Below are 12763 nucleotides of genomic sequence, written 5' to 3'. Positions count from 1 at the left end.
TTCCCGTCCAGATTAAACATGATGACCAATGCAGAATATTGTGCTCAACTGGAGCAGCGGTAAGGATGCCGCACTGGCTTTATATGAGCTGCAGCAAAGCAATACATACAGGGTACAATTGCTGCTGACCAGCCTGTCCGAAGCCTATGGCAGGATCAGCATGCATGGGGTAAGAGAGGAAGTGCTTGAACGGCAGGCGATGCACCTGCAGCTGCCGCTGCAAAAGATCTACCTACCCGAAAACGCAGATATGGATACTTATAACCGGATCATGGGTACAGCCGTAGCGGCTATCAGAGATGCGGGTATAGATACGCTGGCTTTCGGCGATATCTTTCTTGAAGACCTGCGTGTGTACCGGGAAAAGCAGCTGGCTGCAGCGGGCATGAAGGCGGTATTCCCGCTGTGGAAAAGGGATACGGCAGCCCTGGTGAAATCGGTAGAGGATGCGGGCATCCGGGCGATGATTGTTTGTGTAAACGATCGCTACCTCGACCAGAGCTTCCTGGGCCGCTATATCGATCGCAGCCTGCTGGCTGATCTGCCGCCTGGCGTTGATCCCTGTGGGGAAAACGGAGAATACCATACGCTGGTGATCGATGCGCCTTATTTTTCCGGAGGTCTCATACCGGTAAAGACGGGGGAAACTGTCTTCCGGGAATATCCCCTGGACGAGCACAGCAAGCAGGGCTTCTATTTCCTGGATGTCCTGCCCGGGGATTAAAAGCTTACAGCCGTCGCTATCAGCAGATGATCTGATGATATGGCGAACATAGTCGGAATCCGGTAAAGATCTTATCGGCAGCGAAGTCGAAATGCAACAAAATAAGGTCTCAAGCCTGTCTGTATTTCAATGTGACGGGCCTGAGACCTTTCAGGACAGCTTTTTTGCTGACAACATTTATCGTATCAGCGATACATCGCCCTTAAAATTGTAATTACCATACCCGATGGTATAAGACACATAATAATAGTACACACCGGCGTCGGCAGGCTTATTGTTATAAGTGCCATCCCAGCCTTTCTCGATATCTTCAGTATAGAAAACCTTGTTGCCCCAACGGTTGTAGACACTGAAGTTGAGCAATTTTACGTGCTTGATATTGGGATACAGCCTGAAGACGTCGTTCAGCCCATCGCCGTTAGGAGAAAAGGCATTCGGCATGTTTACAAAAGCAACATGTACCGTAACGCTGTCGGTAACCATACAACCCATTGCTGTGCGGCCTGTAAGATAATACGTCGTTGTTTTCAAAGGTTTCACTTCCGGCCTTAATGTAGTAGAGGGGTAGACATCGGGATGCCAGTAGAAATGGCCGGGCGCATGTCCATCCAGTTGTACCGGCTCGCCATACTTTACTGCAATATCCCTGCCTGCATCCACATCAAAATTTTCCAGCAGGGCTACAGTAGCATATGCAGTGTTATGACAATTGTTAGCGTCAGTTACGGAGACGGAATAGATGCTGTTTTTGGCGGGCCAGACCAATGCTGTATTGTCATTGGCCGCAATATTATAATCCGAATCCCAGGTATAGTTGCTGGAACCGGCAGCTTTCAGCAAAATCGTATCGCCGGGACAGATCAGCGTGTCGTTGGGTGAAATCGTCAGATTAGCAGCATCCGAAAGCGTGATATGCATCGATTCGGAAGAAGAGTCGCATTGACCCGGACCGTTGGCCGCGAACAACCAGATGTCTGTGCTGACGGCGGGGTCCACTACTGCCGTGGGAGCATTGATACCGGAAGAGATAATAGCCGCCGGCGGCGCCCAGCGGTAAGTGCTTTGCGTGGTAGCATTGCTTACCCTGGCGGTAATGCTGATGGGCTGGTTAGTGCAAAGGAAGGTATCGTTGAGCGTGATCAGCGGCTTATTGCCCGGTAACGCCACGATGTGCAGTATCGCCGTATCGCCACCTTTACATCCCTGGCTGGCGGGATCGTTTGACGTGGCGACCAGCTTCACATAGTAATCTCCGGCGGGAAAGGTATGCGTGGGGGAAACAACACTGGTTGTAGGGCTTCCATCGCCAAAATCCCATACGTAGTCTGCAGCAACGGTCGAATTATTGACGAAGCTCAGCTCCAATGGCGCGCAGCCGGTATCCTTTCCACCATTGGTTGCCGGGTCAATGGAAAAATCTGCGCGCACACCGGCAAGCTGGAAATCGATCTTAAAGCTGAAGGCATCGCTGCTGCCGTTACCATTTTGCTTCTGAGCGGACCAGCTTCCCGGGGTACCGGGATTGTTATCCACTTCGGCGCAAATGGATTGATAGAGGATGCCCTGGGGATCGAAGTGCGCCGTGCCCTGGTGCTGGTGATCAATATTTCCTCCTGTATTGGTTGAGCCAAAATAGGTAGCATACATCAGGTTGTCAAGATCGCCGCTCAGGGCAGCGCACCAGTAGTTTCTCGGCGCAGACACCAGGGCATTGGACGTAACCGGCATACCAGAAGGAAGGCTGAAGGACCCATAGGCGCCAATGCAGCTTAGGTATACCGTTCCGCAGAAATCAACCAGGAAGGCAGTAGGCAAACAGGTTTCATTGCTGAAGCCCGTCCGGACAGATGCCAGCGAAGTGGTCAGGGTACTGTTGAGCTTATGAATGAAAAGCTTTCCGTTTGGAATGCTGTAAGTACCTGCCGACACAGGGTAATTACCCGCTGTTCCACCCAATAAGTAGATATCGTTGTTCCTGTTGCTCTGTATTTTGCAGGTATAGTCCTCGTCACTGGTACCTAAATAGGTTGAAGCAATTAGCGTGCCTGTAGCGGGGTTAAGGATACCGGCGTAGCCGTCTGAAGCGCCTCCGTTAAACGTTGGATGTACGGCGCCGGGCGTAGTAGGCAAGGTTGGGCTGGACGTAAGCCCGCAGAATGCGATATTTCCATTCTGCATTACCGTAATTCCCCTCAGCATATCCAATCCGGTTCCTCCATAATACGAGCTGTACAGCAGACTACTTAATGTGGCGTTCATGCAGAAGATAACACCGTCCGCAGCGCCACCCTGGTTTGTTGACTGAAATGCGTTGGCCGTCACCGGAAAGTCTGCCGACTCGGCAGTGCTTGCTACCCATACTTTGCCCGAATTATCGATCTGCACATCTATTGAATTCATAACATGGTCACCGATCGCGGGCCCGAATGTGCCGACATAACTGCCTAAGCCCATCGTTTGCCCGGCTTCCATACCGCTACCACCGATATAAGTGCTGCTTAAAAGTACGGATCCGTCTGCGCTGAACTTGGTAATGGCGATATCATCTCCCCCGTTGAACGTAGGATCGTATGCCCCGGCTGTGACCGGGTAGCCTGTTGCACTGACGCTGGCCGCGATGATCAGCTCGTTTTGGGCTGTGGTTACGGACGAATTGGTGCTCATCGCAACACCGTCTCCTCCGATATAGGTGGAATAAACCAATGTGCTCCCATCGGGACTGTATTTATTAATGGCATTGAAGACACCCATTGTTCCCGCGGGTACGGCGGCCATATAAGCGCCCGCCGTAGTGGGCCAACCGGTAGCATTAACAGCATCGGTAATGACAAACAAGCTTCCTGCAGCATCATAGGTGGTGCTCATACAGGAAAAGAAGCCCCCGGTTGTACCTGAATAGGTGCTGTACTCCAGTACCGGATCTATGATCAACGGCAGGGACTTGTCATAATTATCCAGGATCCGGAAACTTACAATGTTTCCATCGACAGCATACTTCGAGGCTACCGGCTTCTGCTTACCGTTTACCCACTGAAAAGTGAAAGGCGCCAGCTCCCGTATTTCATTTACACTTGTTTTGATCAGCAAATGCCCTTCTCTTGTCAAGACCGGCTTTACACCTTCGTAAGCAAGCTGTATGACTGAAGGATCCGCCCCCGGCTTCACCCTGAAATCATATTTCAGATCTGGCCCCTTTCCGTATACAGACAGATCTATGCCATCGTAAACATTACTTCTGTACACCTGTCCATATACGCCCACTTTTCCCGCCCATTTCGAAGGATCCGCACCGATGAAATAATTGTGGTAATAAGGAAGTTTCCGTGAAGGCGTACTTTCAAAGCCGGCATTTGCATGCAGGAAATTCACTTTGTAGGCATGATGGGCAAGCGCCTGATCATTGATTGATTTTCCTTCATGCCGCAGGCCCGCTATTTTCTCAAACCGGGACTGATCATAATAATCGTAGACAAAGCCGGCATCGGTAAGGAATACGGTGCCACTGTTCAGTGCCGCCTTATACCGGATCTGATGGTCCCACTGGCCCTTGTTCTCTATGAATTTTAACCCTTCATCCTTGTGGCTATCTATTGCCTTCAGTTTATCCTGCGCAAATAAGTTGATTGAAATACAAATGCAGCCCGCTACAATTCCTGATTTCTTCCCTATCGTCTGCCAATATTTAATATTCCTCATTATCCCAAAATTTTAGTGTTAAAAAAGTCGCCTGATTACAAAACCTGCATTTTTTCATATGAGACTGTTTTTATTATTTCCAAGGTTGGGAAGGATATTTGGTATTTTTAAAATCTGAGTATACAGGTATAGGAAAATTGGTTCATATTTATTTTAGCTTGCAGAGCCTTGAGGCTATTGAACATCCCAGCAGGAGCCGTTTTTATAGCCTTTACAGGGGTCAAAGAAACTGTTGTCAATGCATAGATAGTCACTATAAAAAATATACGCATAAAATGTGTGTGTTTATGCACCAGGAAGTATTTGGTAAATGGTTGCTGGGATAAATCTGGAATTTGCAGGATATCCCAAATGAGCTACACTATTGCAGGCGTAGCCGGAATATCTTCTTTTGCCAGCATTAGGGCAAAGGATTTGAAGGATAAGCAGGGGAAACAACCGGACCAGAATATCAATTTGTCCAGACCCAAAACGTTAATTATTTGGAACCAAGGGGTCAGCAGCAAGATAATTTTCCCATAAACCAACCGCGCTGCCTTTTATAGATCCAATACTGAGTTGTGGTTCATTATATTGTAAATAATACAATATAAAAGTATTTTAAATATTAAAAAGAGAAATTTTAATCAAAAAATCCGGAAGTATTCCTCCGATTTACACAGTTGCCTTCTTGGCTATCGATGATCTTCTATCGCTTTTCAGCGATCCGGACAATGTGATACATGTTGTATTCAATAAGGCTCTTTTGAATTACAGATCATAGTTAACTTTCGATCGATTTAAAAGATAAAAACGGCACTAATCCGAAATGATACACAATAATTTATTTTAATATGATATTTAATGTAAAAAAATAAGCTACTCAATTGAATAGCTTATTAATACTTTATCTTCTTTTCTTCTGAAGACTTAAATTTATCTTTTAGCCAATTGTTGAAATCTCCATTTGTTCTTGCTCTAGCAACCCATGTGAAATCAGCTATTTCCACAATTATAAACTCATATCCAGCTAATATATCTCTTAATTTCAACCTCAATGAATCCGGATTGTCCTTGTTTGAAATAGTAGTTAAAAGCCAAGTGTTATCAAAATGATGTGCCCACCCATAATTATTTGATTTGAAGAAATCAATCAATTTAAGGGTAACATCTTTATTTTCTATACTTGTGGACAGGATAAACCTTTTAGACATCTACTGTTGAGTTACTTTCTGAGATTTGAATTGGTGTCTGTTCATTTACTCCTCTTGTATCATCTCCATAAATTCCTCTCTCAATTAATAATTTGTCAGTAACAAATTTCTCACTTCTTATTAGGTCAGGATTTTTAATTAAACAAAAAAGATAACAGCCTAAAAACAGTAGAATAACAGCAAATGCTAGACATAACATCGTGATTGGTATCCATATAGGCACCTTCCCAACTGCAAACATTAATGAGCCGCCACCAATAAGTACAGCTATAAGCGAAGTTAGAGGCATAAGAACAGTACTCTTATGACCTGACTTAGTTATATTTTGTAAGTATTGCTGAATATCCACTTTCAGACGTTTTAACAAATATAGAACTTTTCTCATGGTATCAAAAATAAAAGCCTCCTTATTTGGGAGGCTTAATTGTTAGTAAATGTTGAATTAATTTATCGAAGTCTATTCCTTCTTTCTCTGGAGGACTATATTGTTCTTCAAATTGTTTCCAAGTATCACATTTTTGTAGAGCTTCAATAAGAAGGACTGTTTGCTCTAATACTGCTGGTTTTGAAAGCCCCGGTGGTAATTCTATTGAGGTGATTTTATCCGTTTTAATGATCTCTAATAAATCCTGGTCACTTAATTGTTGATAAATGTACTTCTCGAATATTTCAGGAAGATTAGCATCCTCTTTCAACCTCAGAATTTCTTTTACTACCAATTGGTAAATTTCTTCCTGCATAATTGCAAAGTTAATAGTTAAACCTTGTTTTGTTTTCATACACTACCTGTTGGTAACTTAATCTTCCCTCACAGTTCCTTAGTACCATATCAAAGCGTTCTTGTGTTGACATATCCTTGGTATTGAATCTGAAGGAGATTTCGTTACAGTATCTTTGTATGTGTTTTCTCGATATATGATTATTATACGTACCATTGATTGTTCGTTTTAATACACTCCAATAATTCTCTATTTTATTGGTTGTGAATCCATTATCATTCATATACTCTTTCTTACCATGATCTACTGTTTCATGCCAATAACTCTCCGATATCCCCTTATAGGATTTCCATTCATCTGAAACTACAGTACTGTCTTTTCGCACATATTCATATACCAAGGGTTGTAGCGTGTGTTTTTTAACATCCGGAATAGCCACTGTTCTTACCTTACCATCTGCACTAATCGCTCCCCAAACAGCTATCTTATCAGGGCATTCTTTATCCAGCTCCTTGGAATAATCAAACTTCTTATCTCTGTGCCTATTCTTGTTTTTCCCGCCAACATAGCACTCATCAACAGCTATAATTCCGTCTAATTTAGAGATGAACAATGGTTGTTCAAAAGAATCTCTCAATCTATGTAACATATGCCATGCTGTCTCTTGCTTAACATCCAAATCTTTTGCCAACTGATGTGAACTGGTTCCCTTCTTATTATTTGACAGCTGAAATAGAGCTATGAACCACTTAGTCAATGGTACATTACTATCCTGGAAGATAGTTCCAACTTTACAAGAAAATCGCTTACCTGTGTTTCTACATTTAAATTTTCCGCCCTTTAATCTATAAACTTTACTCTCTGGATCAAATGGTGATTTTACACCATCAGGCCACCTCAATTCCACTAAATATTCCTCACATGCTCTCTCGTCTGGAAACGCCCTCAATAAATCTAATAAACTCTTGAACTGCTTCATAATAGAGCTGACATTGAATTTACGAGTGAAGGATAGTATAAGTTTTCTTAAATTTGACCAAAATAATGATGCCTATAGAGTAATCACAACCTATATACAACCTAATTAACTTAGTTAATACCTCTTGTCTCGAGAACGTCCAAAATTCACACAAAACAGAGAGTGTATAGACCAAGTGCTCACATGCGTGGTACTTACTATACTCCTGTTTTAAAGCTTTGGACGGCTATCGAGGCAGAGTTAGAAAAGGCCACGTAATTTTTAACCATAACCCTCGTAAACGTCCAAAAATGAAAATCAAGAATTATTATCAGATTCTTGGAGTAAGTAGGGATGCTACTCTCGAAGAAATTAAAGCAGCTTACAAAAAACTTTCAAAGAAATTCCATCCTGACCTAAATCTAGGAGACAAATACTTTGAAGAGAGATTCAAGGAAATTCAGGAAGCATATAAGATACTTAGCGATCCATCTGAGAGATTAAAGTTTGACAAGTATTATGATTTGTGCTTTAAAATCCCTGAAACACCACTTCCTCCTCCACAACCAACTCAACCAGTAAGGAAAAGTAATTCTTGGATGGGATGGCTTATTGGGTTAATAGTAGTGGTAATGCTTTTAGCTACTTTCATGAGACAAGCTACACACGAGGTTGTCGAAAGAGATAAACAAAGTGCTTATCAAGCCCAAATCAATTCTACACCTGCTATCACACCTAATCTAGAACCTGCTCCTACTCCTCTTCCTTCTGAACCTGTTGAACATGATCCGTGTATATTCGGAGCTGTGTATTATTCCTACTATAGTGCTTCTCAAGGGAAAACTATTAATAGTGTTGATCCAAGTGAAACATTACCAGATACTCTTACGAGAGAGCAACAAGAACAGTTATTAGTGAAGCTTAGTAAAGATTGCGGACCAGTAGGAGCGAATGTTTACATTAATGAAAAAAGAATATTTCATGCCCGAAATCGAGAAGAAGCTAGATTTCTAAAGATAAAATTGCTTGAAGATTTAGTAAAGAATGAATCTCCTAGTCCAAAATATTAACTAATTTTATTAACCAATTAAACTATAAATGTTATGACCAAAAAAGATCGAAAAAGGATAATATCCTCTAAATTAGATAGAGTATCTCAATCTAATGACGAAAGTGAAGTATCTCAATTGTTAGGGGACGTAATTGTAGATATTTATTCAGCAGAATATCCAATTAAACAATTACCATTTATATCCAATACAGTAAATACTTTCATAAGAGATTTTGTTACAGATTTCGGTAATCGGCAAACAAATTCTCCAACAGATTCTGAATATCTAGCAATGTCAAAAGCTGGTTTAATTACCTTAATTGATATATCTCTTTTGCCAAACGAATAAGCTCTATTTTTTCATTTTTTATTTTATCGGGTATATTACTTTCTAATTGAGCTTCTAGTATTGCGATTATCTTTTTCACTGCTTTTAATTCAAAACCTTCTTTTTGAGGATCTTTTTCATTTTCAGGAGTAGACATAAAATAAAAATTTTAGCCTCTCTTATTATTATGGATCGGCTTATTTAATCATTTGGTTTACGTTTAATCAATCCACATACTTTTAAGTGACAAAAAAGACTACTCGAATTGGGTAGTCTTTACTTTTTAGTTTTATATTACAATTTATTCTTGTGTATCATTTCGGGTTAGTGCCATAAAAACCACTGCTTTCGCAATGGTTTTTAAATAGGTAGTCATAATCATAGAGTACGGTAGGCGGCCCCTGTACCAGATCTTTATCATTACTTGATTATCCACTATTTGATAGCAAAATACCAGATAGCAATAATAATACACAAAATCGCAACCCTGCCCATGGCCCATTTTGCATAACCGTTCTTGATAAAATATCCTTTCTTGCGCCTGGAAATGTAATCAGCCGAACTGGCGCCAATGAAGATGATCAATAGCGAATAAATGATAAAGTTGCTTCCCATGATTGTAGTTGTTAATGCCTGAAAGTACAAAACTTCAGGACGCTTTCTATTGCATTATTACAAAAGAAGTCACCAAAGGGTAACTCCTTTAAATCGAAAATGTCCCCGAACTATCGTCCCATATACACGAGCAGGATCTGCACATCGCTGGGATTGACTCCCGAAATACGGCTGGCCTGGCCCAGGGTATGCGGCCTTATCTTGCTCAGCTTTTGCCGGGCCTCAGTACTGAGGGCCTGTATCTTTTCATAATTGAACGCATCGGGAATTTTCAGGTCTTCCATATTGCTCATCCGGGCGACCATTTCTTTTTCCTTTTCTATGTAAGTTTCATACTTTACCTGGATCTCGGCCTGCTCTAATTCTTCTTTTTTGAAACGACTGAGCTTTTCCTGTACCGATGGCAGGTACAGCACCATTTCTTCCAGCGAAATGTCGGGCCTTAGCAGTATTTTCTGCAATTTTTGACGCTCTTTTAGGGTAGAAACGCCTTTTTTTTCCAAAAGCGGGTTCACTTCTTCCGGTTCAACACCTGATTGCTGTAAAATATCCCGGATCTCCCTCACTGCGTTCTTTTTTTCAGCAACACGCTGCATCCGCTCTTCTCCTGCGAGTCCCATAGCATAGCTGATCTCTGTCAGCCGCATATCGGCATTATCCTGGCGCATCAGCGTCCGGAATTCAGCACGGCTGGTAAACATACGATAAGGCTCATCGGTACCTTTATGGATCAGGTCGTCGATAAGCACTCCGATATAAGCATCATTTCTTTTTAAAACAAAAGGCTCCAGGTCTTTCACGTTCCGGTGGGCATTGATCCCTGCGATCAGGCCCTGGCAGGCCGCTTCCTCGTAACCGGTGGTACCATTGATCTGGCCCGCAAAAAACAGGTTGCGCACCAGCTTGGTCTCAAGGGTAAACTTAAGCTGGGTAGGCGGAAAATAATCATATTCGATGGCATAGCCCGGCCGGAAAAATTTACATTGCTCAAAGCCCGGAACTTTGGTCAGCGCTTTATACTGCACGTCCTCAGGCAGCGAGGTGCTGAAGCCGTTCACATAAATCTCTACGGTATTCCAACCTTCCGGCTCCACAAACAGCTGGTGCCGGTCTTTATCGGCAAAGCGGTTGATCTTGTCTTCGATGCTGGGACAATAGCGGGGACCACTGCCTTGTATCCTTCCCTGGTACATAGGTGAACGATCAAAGCCCGTTTTCAGGATATCATGCACTTCCTGTGAAGTATAGGTGATCCAGCAATGGCGTTGCTGCGCCGGGGCGATGCGTTCTATATTACTGTACGAAAAGCCGACGATTTCATCATCTCCCGGCTGCAGCTCCATTTTAGTATAATCGAGGCTGCGGCCGTCGATACGGGGCGGGGTGCCCGTCTTCAGACGGTCGCTTTCAAAGCCCATACTTACCAGCTGTTCTGTAATGCCGCTGGCGCCTTTTTCACCCATACGGCCGCCTCCGAATTGCTTTTCCCCCACATGGATCACACCATTCAGAAAGGTACCATTGGTGAGCACTACAGCTTTAGCTTTTATCTCCTGTCCCATACCGGTGACCACACCTTTTACTGCGCCATCGGAAACCAGCAGGCCTTTTACCATATCCTGCCAGAAATCCAGGTTGGGCGTCTGCTCCAGCAATTCTCTCCAGGTTTGAGCAAACAGCATACGGTCGTTTTGTGTACGCGGACTCCACATGGCAGGTCCCTTGCTTTTATTCAGCATCCGGAACTGTATCATGCTTTTATCGCTCACGATACCGCTGTAGCCACCCATAGCATCGATCTCCCGCACAATTTGTCCTTTGCCGATACCACCCATGGCCGGGTTACAGCTCATCTGGGCAATGGTTTGCATATTCATGGTAACCAGGAGGGTCTTGCTGCCCATGTTGGCAGCCGCGGCTGCGGCTTCACACCCGGCATGTCCGGCGCCCACTACGATAACATCATATTCAGGAAACATCTTCTTATCATCACTCCTTATTTATATAGAGCGGCTGCAAAGGTACAAAAGATAATGCATGTGACCGGTCTGTACCGGAAGCCCCGATCGTATCGCCAAGCCTGTCCTTTATCCTTAAAAAAACAGTCCAATAAACAGATCGGTAAACGCGGCCCATAATTTACCTGCGAAACGGTCCAACAATGAGTTATTTGAAAAGGGATACACTTATTTCTTTTTGGACACATTCAATCATTGGTACTTGGTGTTGTCCGGGACCAGTTGTATCTTAAGAACCGGAGCCTTTACTTTTCACTTCTTTAAATCAATATCCATGAAAAAATGCCTGATCCTATTGTCTTTATTGGGCCTTCACTTATCTCTTCATGCACAAAGCAAAAAATGGTCGGCCGGTTATCGCCTTGGCCTGGTACATGAAGAAGCATTCAGGAATAGTTCTAATGCTGCCAGCAATATCAGCAATCAGGTCTTTGTCGGCTATCGAATATTGAAGCGCCTGGAACTGGAAGCCGGTTTGCAGCACAACCCGACAAGCTACAGTAACGGAGGAACAGACGAAATGTTCCGCATCCGGCCCGATTATACTTTCAACAATTTCAAGGCCAAGGTATTCAGGCTTTCACTGGATGCCAAGTTTTCTTTTTTCAACCAAAGACCTACGTCTGTTTATGCTTTAGCTGGCCTGAGCGGGGCTGTATGATAACCGGTCATTATGAGGACAAGGCTGGTGGTCCGGGCGGTGAATTACTAACCAGAAAGGCTGATATTCCTATTCAGTTCAAACCTTTAGCTTCTATATTTGCGGGCTTTGGAGTCAATTACCAGATTTGTCTGAGGGTAAAAATGAATGAACAGGTATCTGGACAGGCCTCCAATGTAGATATAGCGATCGAAGGCAATGGCGCATATCTCTATAATCCCAATCTCAACACCCAATTGGGTATCAGCTATTCCCTTTGATCTTAAGTTTCACGTGGAACCATATAGTTCTTTCCTACAGTTTACATGGTTCCACGTGAAACATCACTTCCAACACGCGAACCTTCCATTTATACAAATAAAGGAGAACAAAATCCTCCTCATACTTTGTGGAAACAAATTATTTTTTCATACTCTCTGTTGATTAATTGCCGTACTTTCCACCGCAAGCGCTCCACGTGGAACGTATTGTAATCCACATTTTAAGTTACCATCTCGAAAACCATATCGGTCCGACCTAATGTTTCACGTGGAACATTCCACTACGCTGCACATAGTATGTCCTTTATCCCAGGCGAAACGGTATTGCCATTGGACATTACCTCAAGCAGCACCTGCTAACGGAAGCTACTTCTTTTGATTTCATAGAAAAGTAGCTGCACATAATTAAGTCCCACAGTTTCAAATAAGCCCTCTTGACCCTTATCCGGCTTTTCCATATATAGAACAGTTATAGACTATAGAGCCCGTTGATAGGGATACCTTATATATTTTACCTATCTTTGCGGCGCATAACCAAAG

General features: G+C 43.2%; 11 protein-coding genes. 4 read left to right on the top strand and 7 right to left on the bottom strand.

Annotation, left to right across the window (positions count from 1 at the left end):
* Positions 1–28 precede the first annotated feature (28 nt).
* Positions 29–724, top strand: coding sequence for a Dph6-related ATP pyrophosphatase (locus DZC79_RS00380; protein WP_118949568.1), 696 nt, complete (start codon positions 29–31; stop codon positions 722–724).
* Positions 725–901: 177 nt separating this feature from the next.
* Here DZC79_RS00380 and DZC79_RS00375 read toward each other — a convergent pair whose 3' ends face one another.
* The 5 genes from DZC79_RS00375 to DZC79_RS00355 all read right to left on the bottom strand — a co-directional run bounded on the left by DZC79_RS00375 (position 902) and on the right by DZC79_RS00355 (position 7311).
* Positions 902–4420: a DUF7948 domain-containing protein gene (locus DZC79_RS00375; protein ID WP_118949567.1), complete on the bottom strand. Its 3519-nt coding sequence runs from the start codon at positions 4418–4420 to the stop codon at positions 902–904.
* Positions 4421–5298: 878 nt separating this feature from the next.
* Positions 5299–5613, bottom strand: a complete 315-nt coding sequence (locus DZC79_RS00370) for a hypothetical protein (RefSeq protein WP_118949566.1) — start codon at positions 5611–5613, stop codon at positions 5299–5301.
* Positions 5606–5998 carry a hypothetical protein gene (locus DZC79_RS00365; protein WP_118949565.1) on the bottom strand — a complete coding sequence of 131 codons (393 nt, stop codon included), beginning with the start codon at positions 5996–5998 and terminating at the stop codon, positions 5606–5608. Before DZC79_RS00365 ends, DZC79_RS00370 begins: the two co-directional genes overlap by 8 nt.
* Before the next feature lie 22 nt (positions 5999–6020).
* A complete protein-coding gene (locus DZC79_RS00360; RefSeq protein WP_157976826.1) occupies positions 6021–6392 on the bottom strand; it encodes a hypothetical protein in 372 nt (123 codons plus the stop codon).
* Positions 6364–7311, bottom strand: a complete 948-nt coding sequence (locus tag DZC79_RS00355; RefSeq protein ID WP_118949563.1) for an IS1595 family transposase — start codon at positions 7309–7311, stop codon at positions 6364–6366. The genes DZC79_RS00360 and DZC79_RS00355 overlap by 29 nt, the downstream gene beginning before the upstream one ends.
* A gap of 290 nt (positions 7312–7601) precedes the next feature.
* Here DZC79_RS00355 and DZC79_RS00350 point away from each other — a divergent pair, with 290 nt between their 5' ends.
* Positions 7602–8360 (top strand): J domain-containing protein, encoded by a 759-nt coding sequence (locus tag DZC79_RS00350; protein WP_118949562.1) that lies wholly within the window; start codon positions 7602–7604, stop codon positions 8358–8360.
* A 33-nt stretch (positions 8361–8393) separates the two neighbouring features.
* Complete coding sequence (locus tag DZC79_RS21025; protein ID WP_157976825.1) at positions 8394–8690, top strand: hypothetical protein; 297 nt, start codon at positions 8394–8396, stop codon at positions 8688–8690.
* Here DZC79_RS21025 and DZC79_RS21020 read toward each other — a convergent pair.
* Complete coding sequence (locus DZC79_RS21020) at positions 8653–8826, bottom strand: hypothetical protein (RefSeq protein ID WP_157976824.1); 174 nt, start codon at positions 8824–8826, stop codon at positions 8653–8655. The genes DZC79_RS21025 and DZC79_RS21020 overlap by 38 nt on opposite strands.
* Positions 8827–9394: 568 nt before the next feature.
* The gene (mnmG, locus tag DZC79_RS00340; protein WP_118949560.1) at positions 9395–11263 is read right to left on the bottom strand and encodes a tRNA uridine-5-carboxymethylaminomethyl(34) synthesis enzyme MnmG; all 1869 of its coding nucleotides are present in this window, start codon (positions 11261–11263) and stop codon (positions 9395–9397) included.
* A 313-nt stretch (positions 11264–11576) separates the two neighbouring features.
* Here mnmG and DZC79_RS00335 point away from each other — a divergent pair, with 313 nt between their 5' ends.
* Positions 11577–11963, top strand: a complete 387-nt coding sequence (locus DZC79_RS00335) for a porin family protein (RefSeq protein ID WP_118949559.1) — start codon at positions 11577–11579, stop codon at positions 11961–11963.
* Positions 11964–12763 lie beyond the last annotated feature (800 nt).

The sequence above is a fragment of the Taibaiella helva genome, from assembly GCF_003545695.1.
Lineage (GTDB): Bacteria > Bacteroidota > Bacteroidia > Chitinophagales > Chitinophagaceae > Taibaiella > Taibaiella helva.
Note: the sequence above shows the minus strand (reverse complement) of the source record. Positions and strands in the feature narration are given on the sequence as shown.

Coding starts and splice junctions, on each gene's coding strand:
- DZC79_RS00365 (WP_118949565.1), bottom strand. CDS start 5,998: ATGAGAAAAGTTCTATATTTGTTAAAACGTCTGAAAGTGGATATTCAG.
- DZC79_RS00335 (WP_118949559.1), top strand. CDS start 11,577: ATGAAAAAATGCCTGATCCTATTGTCTTTATTGGGCCTTCACTTATCT.
- DZC79_RS21020 (WP_157976824.1), bottom strand. CDS start 8,826: ATGTCTACTCCTGAAAATGAAAAAGATCCTCAAAAAGAAGGTTTTGAA.
- DZC79_RS00350 (WP_118949562.1), top strand. CDS start 7,602: ATGAAAATCAAGAATTATTATCAGATTCTTGGAGTAAGTAGGGATGCT.
- DZC79_RS00375 (WP_118949567.1), bottom strand. CDS start 4,420: ATGAGGAATATTAAATATTGGCAGACGATAGGGAAGAAATCAGGAATT.
- DZC79_RS00360 (WP_157976826.1), bottom strand. CDS start 6,392: ATGAAAACAAAACAAGGTTTAACTATTAACTTTGCAATTATGCAGGAA.
- DZC79_RS00380 (WP_118949568.1), top strand. CDS start 29: ATGCAGAATATTGTGCTCAACTGGAGCAGCGGTAAGGATGCCGCACTG.
- mnmG (WP_118949560.1), bottom strand. CDS start 11,263: ATGTTTCCTGAATATGATGTTATCGTAGTGGGCGCCGGACATGCCGGG.
- DZC79_RS21025 (WP_157976825.1), top strand. CDS start 8,394: ATGACCAAAAAAGATCGAAAAAGGATAATATCCTCTAAATTAGATAGA.
- DZC79_RS00355 (WP_118949563.1), bottom strand. CDS start 7,311: ATGAAGCAGTTCAAGAGTTTATTAGATTTATTGAGGGCGTTTCCAGAC.
- DZC79_RS00370 (WP_118949566.1), bottom strand. CDS start 5,613: ATGTCTAAAAGGTTTATCCTGTCCACAAGTATAGAAAATAAAGATGTT.